The sequence below is a fragment of the Aminobacter sp. J44 genome (genome assembly GCF_007829415.1).
Lineage (GTDB): Bacteria > Pseudomonadota > Alphaproteobacteria > Rhizobiales > Rhizobiaceae > Aerobium.
The window spans coordinates 1-13,942 of record NZ_VLJG01000011.1 but is presented as its reverse complement, the minus strand read 5'-3'; the positions used below and the strand labels follow the sequence as shown (position 1 = coordinate 13,942).

Below are 13,942 nucleotides of genomic sequence, written 5' to 3'. Positions count from 1 at the left end.
AGGAGACTTTCGGCCGATGACTATGCCGCTAGTGCGATCCACCAAGGGCAACAAGCTCCTGGCCTCTGTTCAGCCGCACGCGAGGGAATTTTTCGAGCAATGTGCCGAGGTGCGCGAGTTGAAGGCGGGCGAAGTCCTCTACGAGGAAGGCGCTCCGGTTACCCATGCCATTTTTCCGCATGAGGGCGTCATTTCGCTGATCTCGCAGATGGAAAGCGGCCACAGTGTCGAAAAATCGTCAATCGGCCCCGAAGGCTTCGTTGGCTTTTCGCTGATCATGGGCGGTGGCGAGACGCTTGGGCGCTCGGTGGTGCAGATCGGCGGCACCGCAGCCTGGGTCTCGATGCAGGACCTCGACGTCGCTCTGGAGCGGTTCGTCTGCGTGCGTCAGTTCATGCTTCGCTACGCCAAGGCGCACATCGTCCAGCTGATGGAGACGGTTGCCTGCAACAGCCTGCATTCGGCCGAGCAGCGCGTGGTCCGCTGGCTCCTTCATGCGCACGACCGGGTTGCGAGCGATCATTTCCACATCACGCAGGAGGCGATCGCCTCGCTGCTGGCATTGAGGCGCGCGACGGTGAATGCGATCTGCATCGACCTGATGGAAGCAGGCGCGATCTCCTACCATCGCGGCGAGATGAACGTCGTCCGCCGCGACATTCTCGAACAGCGCTCCTGCGAATGCTACCGCCGCATCCGGATCGCGTCCGAGCGCCCGCTCGGTGGAACGGCGACGACATTCGAGGCGACGGAGGTCGGTTCCTTCTAGGCCGACTGCGCGAGTTCTTCTGACCAACCGGCGGGGCGGGGAGCATAGTTGCCCCCCCGGCTTACACCCCCCGCCTCACCGCCGGTGGCTCGGAACCTGGCGACGATGTCGGCCAGGGTCTCCGATTCAAGCGCCAGCGAGCGGCTCGCGGCGCTATTTTCTTCAATCATCGCGGCGTTCTGCTGCGTCGCGCGGTCGATCTGGTCGATCGTCGCGGACAGTTCGCCGATGCTCGCCGCCTGGGCACTGGCGAGCTTTGCTATGTTGGAAACAAGTTCTTCGGTCCTGCGCAGTTCGTCGGCAATCCCCGACAGCGCGGTTTCGGTTTCGCCGACAAGACCTACACCTTCGGACACCTGTTCGTTGCTCGAACGGATCAGCTTGGCGATCTCCTTCGCCGCCTCGGCCGAGCGCTGGGCGAGCGCCCGCACCTCGGAGGCGACGACGGCAAAGCCGCGGCCGGATTCACCAGCGCGCGCCGCCTCGATCCCGGCATTGAGCGCGAGCAGGTTGGTCTGGAAGGCGATGTCGTCGATGACGTCGATGATCTGTGAAACGCGGCTCGACGAGGCGCTGATCTCGCCCATCGCCGCGACGGTTTTGGCTGCGAGCGACGCACCGGCATCCGCCTTCTTCATGATACCGGAAACGGTGGCCGCAGCATCGGTGGCGCCCGACGCGGTTTCGCGGATGGCAGAGGCAAGTTCCGAAATGGCCGCGACCGATTCTTCCAGCGCTGCCGCCTGCCGCTCGCAACGCCGTCCGGCTTCCGAGGAGGCATTGGCAATTTCGGCGGCGCCGCTGCGCACATTGCTGGCGGCAGTGTTGACCGCTGAAATCACGCTGCGCAGGCTAGCCACTGCTGCGTTGAAGCTGGACGCGAGGTGTCCGGATTTCTCCGAGATCGACGCGTTGACCGAAACCGAGAGGTCGCCCTGCGCGAGCTGGTCGAGTGCAGCGGCAACGCCGCCCAGCGCAAAGGCAAGTTGCGACTCAGCCTCCTGCCGTTTGGCCTCGAGGTTGTCGAGGTAGACGGAGGTGGCGATTTCCATGTCGAGGAGTGCGGCCTTCACCAGCGCGCTGACGCGTGCGGGCAGGCTCTCGTCGACTTCTGCATGTGAACGCCGCAGGAACGAAGGTTGCTGCTTCTGCGAGTTGCTGTCGCTCAGCAGGCCCATCAGCAGTTCTTCAAGGACGATCGCGTAGCCGGCAATGTACCAGCGCGGCTCGAGCCCAATCTGCGCGTGAATCGCGCCGATCCTGCGCACGGCGTCGTGATAGTCTTTGGTGAATTCGCCCTTGAGGATCAGTGCCCAATGTCGTGCCTGGTGATCGGCCGCGACGTTCATGTGCGCTTCGTCGGCGAAGTAGCTCCGGAGTTTCTCGCTGCCCCGGACCTTGCGGTAGAAGCTCTCGAGTGCTGGCCTGATCAGCTTGTTGACGAGAGGCGCAGTGTCCTGCAGCGCCTGTTTGCCCTGCGCATCAAGGCCGATGAAGTCGAGGCGTTCCTCGAGCTCCCTCACTCGCTCCTGTCCGATCATGCTCCAGCCCCCGCTCGGAGTAATGCACGCTACCGTTTGTACGATACCGTGCATTCGTATAGTTAACGTTACGGAAGCTGCCGTCAAGACGCCACAAATAATTTCCGAAATCTGTCAATGAAATTTACAGAACCCGAAAATCCAAATGACTTCTTGTTACTCGAAGATCGCATCCCAACTAAAGCGACATTTTCTTCTGTTGTGTGTCGAATTACTCGGCCTCGGTGTAATAAGTGATTGTGGTAATTCGCTCACTGCACTGCGCTTGTCCCAAGCATCCATTTTTGCATAAGTCAGGAAAGTGCCCATTTGACGCGCGGATGCCGCATTAGTTCGCAGAAATATAATAAAAAATCTTAGTTTGGCGAAACTTCTTCTTCGAAGTTCCTCGCCAAGGCTGCGGCAGTTGCGCAGAGGAGCGCCGCGCCTGGCCATTGCCAGCATGGACGCAGGGACACGAATCAGGGATGGGGCACTGGCGAGGAAGTGCCAGCGTCGCCATCTGCCGCCGGCGCCGAAACTGGCCCTCACCTGCCTGCCGGCATCCTCTCCCCGTGAACGGGGAGAGGAGCGAAGCGGAGATGCCGCAGTTCCCAAGTACCGAGGCCCGAAGATGGTTTTCGGCCGTCCGTGTTGAAGATGGGGAAGAAGGCGCCAGCTGCGCCGGCGCCATGCCGGTTCAGTCTTCCGTTTCCGGGTGGCTCAGGCCGTCCTGTGCGCTCCGGATCCAGCCGCACAATGTCTGCGCCATGGCCTTCTGCGATGCCTCGTCGGCAATCAGGTCGTTGCGGACTTCGATCATGACGTTCGGCAGGCCGCGCGTCAGGGCGTGCTCGCGCAGGGTATGGGTAACGCCATCAGCCGGGCCATAGGGCTCGTTGAGCTGGACATTGTAAGAAGTCGCTTCACCGCGCGCGGCCTTCATCATGCCCTGTGCGATCCGGTCGTCCGTGTCGTGCAGGATGCCGATTTCAACCGCACGCTGTTTGCCATGGTAGATCGGCGTGAACGAGTGGACTGTCACGATTGTCGGCGTGTCCTTGCGCGCGTCGAGATGGGCGGCAAGGGCGCCCCGGAATGGGAAGTAGAATTCCTCGGCGCGGCGGTCGCGGTCTTCCTGCGTCAGGTTGGCGTTGCCCGGAACCTGGTAGACCTCGCTGACGGCGGGCATGGCCGACGGCTCGTGCGGCGGCCGGTTGCAGTCGTAGATGAGGCGCGAAGCGTTCTGGAAGATCAGCGGTGCGTCGAGCAGCCGCGACAGTTCGAGCGCAACGGCCAATGCGCCCGGGTCCCAGGCGATGTGGCTGGTCAGCGCTTCCTTTGGCAGGCCAAGGTCCGCGAATTCAGGCGGGATATGCTTGGACGCGTGTTCGCAGACGAGCAGGTAAGGCCCGGAACCGGAGGGATTTCTGGTTTCGACATATTGTCCGGCAGCACGCTTGTCGCTCATTCCAACGCCTCGTAGCTGAACCGCGCAACCGGTTCATGCGGTTGAACTAAAAGCATCATTTCAGACGCTAGGTGATAGTCAAGACGGATCTGAAACTTTCTCTTCCAAAAGCAGTGCGGTGATGCATTCTATTCAGACGCGGAAGGCGGGTGTCGGACGCAACCTGGGGAGCGTGAATGAAGAAGACGCAGGACCTCACTGTTGCCGAGCGGATGCGGGCGAGTTTCGACCGTCTGACACGCGCCGAGCGGCAGCTCGCAAACGCGATGCTGGCAAACTACCCGGTGCTGGGGCTCGACTCGATCACGGCGGTGGCGCAGGGCTCGGGCGTGTCGACGCCGACCGTCGTGCGGATGGCAAAGAAGCTCGGCTTTGCCGGTTTCCCGGAAATGCAGGCGGCGCTGCGCAGCGAGCTCGAGGCGACGATCTCTAACCCGATTGCGCGCCGTGACCGCTGGGCGCCGGCGCCGGACACGCACATCCTCAATCGTTTTGCCGAACAGGTGATGGAAAACCTCGGGCAGACGTTGCGCCAGCTGTCGCCCGAGACGTTCAACGAGGTTGTTGCCCTGCTCGGCGACCGTGAACGCTCTGTCTATATCGTCGGCGGCAGGATCACCCGCTCACTTGCCGATTACCTGTTCACGCACATGCAGGTCATTCGCAGTGGGGTGACACTGATCGCGCCCAACGCCAACACCTGGCCGCACTATGTGCTCGACATGAAGCCGGGCGACGTGCTCGTTGCCTTCGACGTGCGCCGCTACGAGCAGGAGCTGATGCGGCTGGCTGAAATGGCGCGGGCGAAGGGTACGCAGATCGTACTGTTTACCGACCAGTGGGGCTCGCCGCTGGCGAAACAGGCGGCCCATGCGTTCCACGCGCGCATCGAGGCGCCGTCGGCGTGGGACTCGTCGGTCGTGACGCTGTTTATCGTCGAGGCGGTGATCGCCGCGGTGCAGGACGCGGGCTGGGAGGAAACGAGCGCCCGCGTCAAGACGCTCGAAGAGCTGTTCGATCAGACGAAGATGTTCCGCAAGTTCGTCTGATCGAAGAAGTCAGGCGGCGGCAATCGCCGGCAGCTGCCTGTTTTCCGATCCCTCGGTTTTGGCGGGGATGATGGTCTCCTCGTCGGAAACAGCTTCCTCGGTCTCAACGTCCTCAGAAGCCACGACCTCGGCTGCGAACTCTTCGTTCTCGGCGAAGATGACTTCTTCCTCGATGACGACTTCTTCCTCGCCCTCGGAAACGTCGCTCATCTCCGGCTTGATCTCTTCCTCGACAATCGCGCGCAGCTGTCCCGCCTGTTCGGCGACAAGACGGCCCATCTCGGCAAGCTGGGTTGCTGCCTCGATGTTGCGGTTGGTGGCGATCTTCACGCCGCCCATCGTGTACTGGGCGAGCTTCAGGGCTTCGGCCGTGTGCTTCTCGGCGCCCTTCTCGATGGCCTCTAGGTCCGTGACGACCCGCTCGGCGAGCTTTTCGGCGCGGCGCTTCAGCGTGTCCGCAGCCTCGATGATTTCGTGCGCCTTGGCATCGATCATCTCGGAAACGTGGATGCTTTCCTCGCGTCGGTTGGTCATGCCCTCGAGACGGGACGCAACCGTGTTGAAGTAGCTTGGGAAGGAGCGGTACGGCTGCGGCAGCTCGACCGTGATGCGCGAGGAGTAGGTGCCGTCGGCGAGGTGGCGCACGCCAGCTTCCATCAGGCGCGCGATGGCCGCATGCGCGCGCGCGGCGCGCTGGCGCTCCTCAAGCTCGGCCTCATAGCAGCGCAGGTTGGTTTCAAGCCGCTCGATTTCGAGGCCGCGCGGCTCAAGTTCTTTGAAGGCAAGATAGCCGGCAAGGGTGCCGACAGCGCTGAGGGACGCGAGGAAGACCGGCCCCAGGAGCAGCGCCGACAACAGCGTGCTGAGGCCAGACAGGCCCCACCATAACAAGAGATTGATCGTCAGCACGCAGCACGTCGCCGCGGTGATGATGATCGCGAACCGCACCGCCGGCGAAAGCTGGCGGGTAAGTAGAATCATGATACGCCTGACCATGTTGGGCTAACGCCTTCCTGCTCCTGTTTCCTTTCGGAGCCTAGCAGTGCAAGCTTGCACGAACCGTGCGGAAGGTGCCGGGCGGCCTGGCGAGAGTTGACAATCGCCAGCGCTCGTCTATCTCGCCGGGTCTAGTTCTCGTTCCTGCCAAAGACTGGATGCCGCATGACCAATGTCGCCCTGACGGGGCTTGCCCGTGATCTGGCGCAACGGGCCGCTGAGGGCCGCCCTGTGCGTATCGGTGTAGTCGGCTGCGGCGAGATGGGAACGGATATCGTCACCCAGGTCGCGCTGATGCCCGGCCTTGAGGTTGCCGCGATCGTCGACCGCCGCGGCGGCCGCGCCCAGGAGGCAATCGCCATTGCCGGCCGTGAGGCAGACAGCGCCGGCGAGGCGCAGAATTCCTCGCGCATGGCCGAGCTGATCGAGCAGGGCAAGACCGCGATCATCCCTGACGCCGACCTCTTGATGAACAGCCCCCACATCGACGTCGTCGTCGATGCGACCGGCAAGCCGGTTGCGGGCGCCGAGATCGGCTTGAAAACCATCGAGCACGGCAAGCACCTCGTCATGATGAATGTCGAGGCGGACGTGACCGTCGGCGCCTACCTGAAGCAGGCCGCCGACAGGGCCGGCGTCGTCTACACCGTAGGTGCCGGTGACGAGCCGTCGTCCTGCATGGAGCTGATCGAGTTCGTCACCGCGATGGGCCACACGGTCGTCGCCGCCGGCAAGGGCAAGAACAACCCGCTCAACCACGACGCGACGCCCGACCAGTACCGCGAGGAAGCCGAGCGCCGGAACATGAACCCGCGCATGCTGGTCGAGTTTGTCGACGGCTCCAAGACCATGGTCGAGATGACGGCGATCGCAAACGCGACTGGCCTCGTGCCGGATCTTCCCGGCATGCACGGACCGGCAGCTTCGCTGGAAGACCTGCCGCGGGTTCTTTGCCCGGTCGAGGATGGTGGCATCCTCTCGCGCAAGGGCGTCGTTGATTATTCGATCGGCAAGGGCGTGGCGCCCGGCGTGTTCGTGATCGCGGAAATGGCGCATCCGCGCCTGCGGGAGCGCATGAACGACCTGAAGCTTGGCGAAGGGCCGTATTTCACCTTCTACCGCCCGTACCACCTCACCAGCCTGGAGGTGCCGCTGTCCTGCGCCCGCGCCGTGCTCTATGGCAAGGCCGACATGGTGCCGCTGATCAAGCCGGTGGCGGAAGTCTGCGCGGTGGCCAAGCGCGACCTCAAGCCCGGCGAACATCTCGATGCGATTGGCGAATACACCTATCGCTCGTGGGCAATGTCGGTCGAGGATGCCCGCGCGGCGAATGCGGTCCCGTGCGGCCTGCTTGAGGGTGGCACGGTAACTGCGCCGATCGCGAAGGGCGAGCTCATCACCTACGCCAATGCTGCCCCGCGGCCGGATTCACCGCTGGTTGCCCTGCGCCGCAAGCAGGATGAGATGGTCGCGGCGCTGGGCTGATCGATCGTTTTACTTGCCAAGTTCGATGGAGCGCAGCCGCGCTGCCTCCACGGCCTCGGTCACCAGCTTCTTCAGCCGGTCCTCGCCCATCAGCACGTCGAGCGCAGCGGCGGTCGTGCCGTTCGGGCTGGTCACCTGGCGGCGCAGCTCACCCGGCTCCGTGCGGCTTTCGGCGGCAAGCGAGGCTGCGCCGAACACGGTCTGCATCGCCAGCAGCTTCGCGGTTTCAAGCGGAAGCCCTGCGTTTTCCGCCGCAGCCGTCAGGCACTCGATGAAGTAGAAGATATAGGCCGGGCCCGAGCCAGAGACTGCCGTCACCGCATCCATCAGCGCTTCGTCGTCAACCGAAGCGACCTCGCCGTTTGTCGCCAGCAGGTCGCTGACGAACTTTTCCGCTTCCGCCGAAACCTTGCCGTTGGTCACGGTGACCATCATGCCCTTGCCGATGGCGGCCGGGGTGTTCGGCATGCAGCGGACGATCGGCGTGTCGCTGCCGAGGATTTTTTCATAGGCGGCGATCGGCGTGCCAGCGGCAACAGACAGGTATGTCGCGCTTGCGTTGTACTTCGCGTATGCTGGGATAACGTTGAGGATCACCTGCGGCTTGACCGCAAAGACGACGAGCTTCGGTGCCGCGTCGGTGGGAATTTCGTCTGCCGTGGCAAGCGCCGTGACGCCAAGCTTTGCGGCGCGTTCGCGCAGGGCATCGGCGGGTTCGACGACGACCGTCTCGGCCGCCTTGATAAGACCGGACTTCAGCCAGCCTTCCAGCATGGCGTAGCCCATGTTGCCGCATCCGACGAGCACCAGTTTCGCTGACATTGTTCTTCTCCGTGAGTCGCGTGGCGTGAGAACAGCACTCCGGCCAGCCCGCGTCTAGTGCTTGCCACTTCTGGTTGTACTGCGGATTAACCTTTTGTTACCCATCGTTGTTTAGCTTGGCTTAACGATTGCGGGCAGCCGCCCGCGTTCCGCGAATTTGCAGGCTCCAATGGCGGGTTCCGAAAGACATCTCAAGCAGGGTCGGGCGCCGTCGCTTCTGACGATGGCTTCGCTTTATGCCGATCAGCGTGCGAGTGCGCGGGAAGACGTTAAGGAATCGATTGCTGCTGTTAACGCTGGCGAGGCGCGCGACGCGCGGCCGACCGTTGCGCCTCAACCGGTGATGGAGGCGCCGCAGCAGCAGTATCAGCCCGAGCCTCAGCCGCAGTTCTACGCGCAGCCCGAACCCGCGCTGGACCAGTCCGTAAGCGAAATCCGTACCTCGATTGCCGACGAACTGCCGGCAAAGCCGGTCATTGCTCCCGAGACGCCGACGGTGCGCAGCAGGCTCGCAAGCCCGCTGGCGCTTGCACTTGCCGGCGCGCTTGCTGGCGCCGCGATCGCGCTTGCCTGGCCGCAGTCTTATGTCGCGACCTCCGAGCTCCTGATCGAGCAGGGCGGCGTCGACAACCAGCTGCGCATGCTGCGCTCCGGCTCGACGCTGTCGGCGGTGGCCGACAAGCTCAACCTCGCCGCCGACCCCGAATTCAACGGCGCGCCGAACGGCATCCTGGTGCTTTTCACAGGCGATGATGCCGCCGACCAGCGCCGCCGCCGCGCCATCACCTCGCTTGGTCGCTCGCTGAGCGTTGAGCAGAGCGGCAATTCTTCCGTCATCACGGTTTCGGCCAAGACCGCGGATCCGCAGAAGTCGGCGCTGATCGCCAACACCGTCGCAGCCATCTTCGTCGAGAAGAACGGCGGCCAGGTGGCCGACGAGGCCCGCCTTACCGAGCTGCGCGATGCGGTTGCGCAGGCCGAACGCGCGGTCGAAGCCTTCAAGGCCCGCCATGAACTCATCGACGCGCAGGGCACGCTGATTACCGACGAGGAGATCCAGCGCCTCGGTGAGCAGCTATCAGCCGCCCGCGCCCGCACCGTCGAGCTTAACGCCCGCGCCGCCTCGACGCGCGACGCCAATGTCGACTCGATCGTAACCGCTTCGCTGCCGGAGCAGGTTGCCTCGCCGACGCTGACCGAGCTGCGCGCCCGCTATGCGGCGGCCCGGCAGCAGCTCGACCGGCTGCGGGTCAAGCTCGGGCCGCGCCATCCGGAACGCCTTGCCGCCGAGGCCGAAGTCGAGGCCGCCCGCCAGGAGATTTCCGCGGAACTGCGCCGCGTTGCCTCTTCGCTGCAGACTGAACTCAAGCGCGCCGTCGAGCAGGAACAGCAGCTTGCCGCCAAGCTCGCGCAGATGAAGGTGCGCCAGGGCAATATCGGCGACGAACTGGTCGAACTTCGCGAACTCGAGCGCCAGGCCGCAGTCAAGCGTTCCGCCTATGAGCAGGCGCTGCAGGCGACGCAGCCGGGCGCCGCGCCGGACGGCGCGCCCAGCATCATTTCGCAGGCCGAGCCGCCTCTGCATTCGAGCAACCCCTCGGTTCCGCATCTTGCGGGGGCAGGCGGGCTCGCAGGTCTCCTGTTCGGCTTCGGCTTGTCGTCCCTGCGTCGTCGCAGGCGCGAGGAAGTGGCAGCAGGAAGCAACGCTTCGGCGACGGAGCATCAGGAAATCCCAGTATATTCCGACCTTTACGCGCAGGACACAGGCAAGGACCCCGCCACCATGTATGCCTATCCGCACCACCAGCATCCCGCCGCCCCGCAGCAACACCCGGCACAGACCGCACAGGGCACAGCAGCCGCCGCGCCGCAGCCTTATCCGGCGCCCGGCTATCCCCAGATGCACGCGGCACCGATGTATCCGGCGCCGATGCCGCCCATGCAGCCGCAGATGATGCCGCAGCCGATGCATCCGCAGCCGGTGCCCGCATGGCCTTATCCGCAACCGGCGCAGCATTCCTATGCGGCGATGCCGGTGCCGCAAATGCCGATGCCCTACGATCCGTGGGCGGCGATGCGCGGCTGGGCGCAGATGGTGCCGCCACCGCAGCCCCAGCCGATGCCGCAGGTGATCGTCGTCCAGGTTCCGCAGCCGGTGCAGCCGCAGGCCGCCGCGCTGCCGGCTCCGCAGGTGATCCACGCGGTGCCCCAGCACGTCTCGACTTATACGCCGCAGCATCCGCAAGCGGCCAACGAGTCGCGCTGGACCGACCAGGACGCCTATGTCGACGAGCGCACCGACGCGGCGATCGACGAGATCCGCCGCAGCCTGCGCGAGTTCCGCGAAGCCATCGAGGACTTCGCGGACGAGAGATCTGTATACAATCCGAAGCATCGCCGCTTCGGCTCTTGAGATTTCTTCCTGTCGCAGCGTAAAGAACCCGCGACGCAATAGAGCGCGTTGTTCGCGGCGCAAGGTGCTATACCCTGCGCCGTCTTCGCCTCTCGGGGGGAGGCGCCATCCGCAGCGATCGGGAAGAGAAATGGCCGAAATTATCGACGGTAAGAAAGTCGCCGAAGACGTCGTGGCGACGGTGAAGAAAGCCTCTGAGGAGCTGACGGCAAAGGGTGTAACGCCCGGTCTGGCCGTCATCATCGTTGGCGAGGATCCGGCAAGCCAGGTCTACGTCGCCTCGAAGTCCAAGAAGGCGAAGGAGTGCGGCTTCAAGTCCGTCCAGCACACGCTGCCGGCCGAGACATCGCAGGCCGAGCTGGTCAAGCTGATCGACGAGCTCAACGCCGACAGCTCGATCCACGGCATTCTCGTCCAGTTGCCCCTGCCGGGCCACATCGACTCCGGCGCCATCATCCAGGCGATCGCTCCGGAATAGGACGTCGACGGCTTCACCTTCGCCAATGTCGGCAAGCTTGGCACCGGCGAGGTCGAGACCGCCTTCGTACCCTGCACCCCGGCCGGCTCGATGCTGCTGATCGAGCGCGTGCGCGGCGCTGACCTGTCAGGTCTCAACGCCGTCGTCGTCGGCCGCTCGAACATCGTCGGCAAGCCGATGGCGAACCTGCTGCTCGCCGCCAACTGCACCGTCACTGTCGCGCACTCGCGCACCAAGGACCTGCCGGCGCTCTGCCGCACCGCAGACATCCTCGTCGCTGCCGTCGGCCGTCCGGAGATGATCAAGGGCGACTGGGTCAAGGAAGGCGCGACCGTCATCGACGTCGGCATCAACCGCATCCCGGCGCCCGAGAAGGGCGAGGGCAAGTCGCGCCTCGTCGGCGACGTCGAGTTCGAGGGAGCCTCGAAGGTCGCTGGCGCGATCACCCCGGTTCCGGGCGGCGTCGGCCCGATGACAATCGCCATGCTGATGGCAAATACGCTCGTGTCCGCCTGCCGCGTTGCTGGCGTCCAGCCGCCGAAGTTCTGAGACTTCTTTTAAGCAGATACAGCAAAGGCCGGGTCACTCCCGGCCTTTTTGCTTCTTCATCTTCTTCTTCCCGATTGCGACGCGAATTTTCCTCGACTAGCCTCGGTTGCGAAGGGCGGGTTCTGCAATCTCAGGGAGGCAACACTTTATGAGAGGACTACTCAGAAGCATCCTGCTCGGCGGGATGCTTGCAGTCTCGGGCACTGCGGCCACTGCTGCTGACCGCGCCATCATCGTACTCGACGGTTCCGGCTCCATGTGGGGCCAGATCGGCGGTAAGCCGAAGCTGGAGATCGCGCGTGAAACGCTGCGCAACGTGCTCTCCACCCTGCCGGACGATCTCGAACTTGGCCTGATGGCTTACGGCCACCGCCAGAAGGGCGTCTGCTCCGACATCGAGCTGATCGTCGAGCCGGCCGCCGGCATGGGATCGAAAATCGCCGACGCTGCCGACAGGATGCGCTTCATTGGCATGACCCCGCTGTCGGATGCCGTGAAGCAGGCTGCCGAGTCGCTGCGCTACACCGAGGAGAAGGCGACTGTCATCCTCATCACCGACGGCATCGAGACCTGCAATGCGGACCCCTGCGCGCTCGCCAGCGAGCTTGAGCAGTCGGGCGTAGACTTCACCGCGCATGTCGTCGGCTTCGGCCTGTCCGAGGCAGAAGGCCGCAAGGTCGCATGCCTTGCCGAAAACACCGGCGGCAAATTCATCCAGGCGAAGGATGCGGGGTCGCTGAAAGATGCGCTGACGCAGACCGTGGCGGCGGCTCCGGAGCCGGAACCTGAACCCGAGCCAGAACCGACGCAGGCCGTGCTCGAGTACAACTTCGTGCCGACCGTTGCCCTGTCAGAAGACACGGATGATCTCAAGGACGGCCCGACCTGGGAACTCTACAAGGCGCAGCCGGATGGTTCGGCAGGTGAGCGCATCACAACCCAATTCAACGACTGGAAGACCAACCTCGAGCCGGGCAATTATGTCCTCAGAGTCCGGTACGGGCACGCCGAGAGCACGCAGCTTGTCACGGTCGAGGAGAACCAGCTCAACGCTCCGCATTTCATCCTGAATGCCGGCAGGGTCATCATCCGCCCGCGCGAGCATGAGGGCGGCGAGGTCAGTTCAGGTGCGACAATCCGCTTCGAATATGACGGCAAGTCCGAGAACGAATACGGCGAGACCGACGTCATCCTGCCCGCCGGCGAGATCAAGGCGACGGTGACGATCGGCGAAGGTTCGACTACCGAGACCTTCCGGCTGGAGGCGGGCCGCACCGTCGAGAAGGACATTGTCGTGGGTCTCGGCCGTGCGGCGATCACCGTCTCCTATGTCCCGGGCATGGTGCTTGAAAGCGGCGCAACCATCCACATCCAGAAGGCGGCAAAGCGCATCGACGGAACCCGCGAGACCGTCCGCACCGATTACAACTCTGCCGACGTCGCGCTTCCGGCTGGCGACTACTATGCCGAGGTCAGCTACCAGGCTGCGGCCGGCGGTGCGCCGTTCAGCGTGAAGGTCGGCGAGCGGACCGAGATCGAGATCCCCCTCAACGCCGGTGTTCTCGCCGTCACGGCGCCCGAAGCGGCGATCACCCGGGTCTACAAGGCGCAGAAGGACCTTCAGGGCAACCGCAAGCAGGTCGACTACAGCTACGACGCCGAATTCCAGACCACCCTGAACGGCGGCGACTATGTCGTCGAGGTCGAGTACAGCGGCGACAAGCCGAAGGTCGAGAAGGCCATTTCGGTCAGGGAAGGCGAACGGGTCGAGATTACCGTCCCCTGAGAACAGGCCGTGAGTGGGGGGCTTTTGCTCGCGAGGGGCGTACGCATCAGCCCCCTCCGCCGCCTGCGGCGGCACCTCCCCCGCTTCGGGGGGAGGATCTGGGGCGTGCCGGTGGAGGACAGCTCAATCAATTGGGAAGCGCTCCATGAGGAAGCCCTCAGGAAAGACGGCGGGGCATAACGTATTTAAGATCCTCGACGCCCGGGTCCTCCCCCACAAAGTGGGGGAGGGGGACCATGCGAAGCATGGTGGAGGGGGGCTGCCAGAGCGCGACGTTTGTGTTGTCCGGATAGCGCGTTTCCTGCACCGATGGCGCGCTGCCTCCTGTAGCCTATCCCGCAACGCTGGCACGCTGCCGAAGCGTTCCGGCATGGCAACTGTGTTTGTCAGGCGAAGGCTTTGCCGTCCCGGAGCATGGCGTTGAGGACGGTGACGAGCTTTCGGGCGACGGCGATGATKGCGACCTTCTTCGAGCCRGAGCGCYGGGCAATGSCACTGTAGAAGTCCTTGAAGCGCTGGTTTGCCCGGATGGCTCCAAGCGCTGCCATGTAGAGTGCCTTGCGCACCCGCGGCCTTCCGCCAGCAATGGCGCGCCGGCCGCGCT

The 13,942-nt window shown here is 64.1% G+C and carries 10 protein-coding genes and 1 pseudogene; 6 read left to right on the top strand and 5 right to left on the bottom strand.

Annotation, left to right across the window (positions count from 1 at the left end; all coding sequences use genetic code 11):
• Nucleotides 1–16: 16 nt before the first annotated feature.
• Nucleotides 17–769, top strand: coding sequence for a Crp/Fnr family transcriptional regulator (locus L610_RS05725; RefSeq protein WP_024849122.1), 753 nt, complete (start codon nt 17–19; stop codon nt 767–769).
• Here the strand turns inward: L610_RS05725 and L610_RS05720 are convergent.
• Together L610_RS05720 and L610_RS05715 are read right to left on the bottom strand one after the other, a co-directional pair.
• Nucleotides 766–2,310: a globin-coupled sensor protein gene (locus tag L610_RS05720; protein WP_186441356.1), complete on the bottom strand. Its 1,545-nt coding sequence runs from the start codon at nt 2,308–2,310 to the stop codon at nt 766–768. The genes L610_RS05725 and L610_RS05720 overlap by 4 nt on opposite strands.
• Before the next feature lie 679 nt (nt 2,311–2,989).
• Nucleotides 2,990–3,760 carry an N-formylglutamate amidohydrolase gene (locus L610_RS05715; RefSeq protein WP_024849124.1) on the bottom strand — a complete coding sequence of 257 codons (771 nt, stop codon included), beginning with the start codon at nt 3,758–3,760 and terminating at the stop codon, nt 2,990–2,992.
• A gap of 176 nt (nt 3,761–3,936) precedes the next feature.
• Here L610_RS05715 and L610_RS05710 point away from each other — a divergent pair, with 176 nt between their 5' ends.
• Complete coding sequence (locus tag L610_RS05710) at nt 3,937–4,809, top strand: MurR/RpiR family transcriptional regulator (RefSeq protein ID WP_144703332.1); 873 nt, start codon at nt 3,937–3,939, stop codon at nt 4,807–4,809.
• Nucleotides 4,810–4,818: 9 nt separating this feature from the next.
• Here L610_RS05710 and L610_RS05705 read toward each other — a convergent pair whose 3' ends face one another.
• Nucleotides 4,819–5,790, bottom strand: coding sequence for a hypothetical protein (locus L610_RS05705; protein ID WP_144703329.1), 972 nt, complete (start codon nt 5,788–5,790; stop codon nt 4,819–4,821).
• A gap of 180 nt (nt 5,791–5,970) precedes the next feature.
• Between L610_RS05705 and L610_RS05700 the strand changes: the two genes are divergently transcribed.
• Complete coding sequence (locus tag L610_RS05700) at nt 5,971–7,290, top strand: NAD(P)H-dependent oxidoreductase (protein ID WP_024849127.1); 1,320 nt, start codon at nt 5,971–5,973, stop codon at nt 7,288–7,290.
• Between the two features lie 9 nt (nt 7,291–7,299).
• On the opposite strand, the gene proC is transcribed toward L610_RS05700, so the two are convergent.
• The gene (gene proC, locus L610_RS05695; protein ID WP_144703326.1) at nt 7,300–8,112 is read right to left on the bottom strand and encodes a pyrroline-5-carboxylate reductase; all 813 of its coding nucleotides are present in this window, start codon (nt 8,110–8,112) and stop codon (nt 7,300–7,302) included.
• Between the two features lie 169 nt (nt 8,113–8,281).
• Between proC and L610_RS05690 the strand changes: the two genes are divergently transcribed.
• The 3 genes and pseudogenes from L610_RS05690 to L610_RS05680 all read left to right on the top strand — a co-directional run bounded on the left by L610_RS05690 (nt 8,282) and on the right by L610_RS05680 (nt 13,338).
• The gene (locus tag L610_RS05690) at nt 8,282–10,525 is read left to right on the top strand and encodes a GumC family protein (RefSeq protein WP_144703323.1); all 2,244 of its coding nucleotides are present in this window, start codon (nt 8,282–8,284) and stop codon (nt 10,523–10,525) included.
• 130 nt (nt 10,526–10,655) lie between these two features.
• Nucleotides 10,656–11,552, top strand: a pseudogene (gene folD, locus L610_RS05685) (bifunctional methylenetetrahydrofolate dehydrogenase/methenyltetrahydrofolate cyclohydrolase FolD).
• Between the two features lie 148 nt (nt 11,553–11,700).
• Complete coding sequence (locus L610_RS05680; RefSeq protein ID WP_024849131.1) at nt 11,701–13,338, top strand: VWA domain-containing protein; 1,638 nt, start codon at nt 11,701–11,703, stop codon at nt 13,336–13,338.
• Nucleotides 13,339–13,724: 386 nt separating this feature from the next.
• Here L610_RS05680 and L610_RS05675 read toward each other — a convergent pair.
• Nucleotides 13,725–13,942, bottom strand: a 218-nt coding sequence (locus L610_RS05675) for a transposase (protein ID WP_144703320.1), incomplete at its 5' end; no start/stop codon positions are given.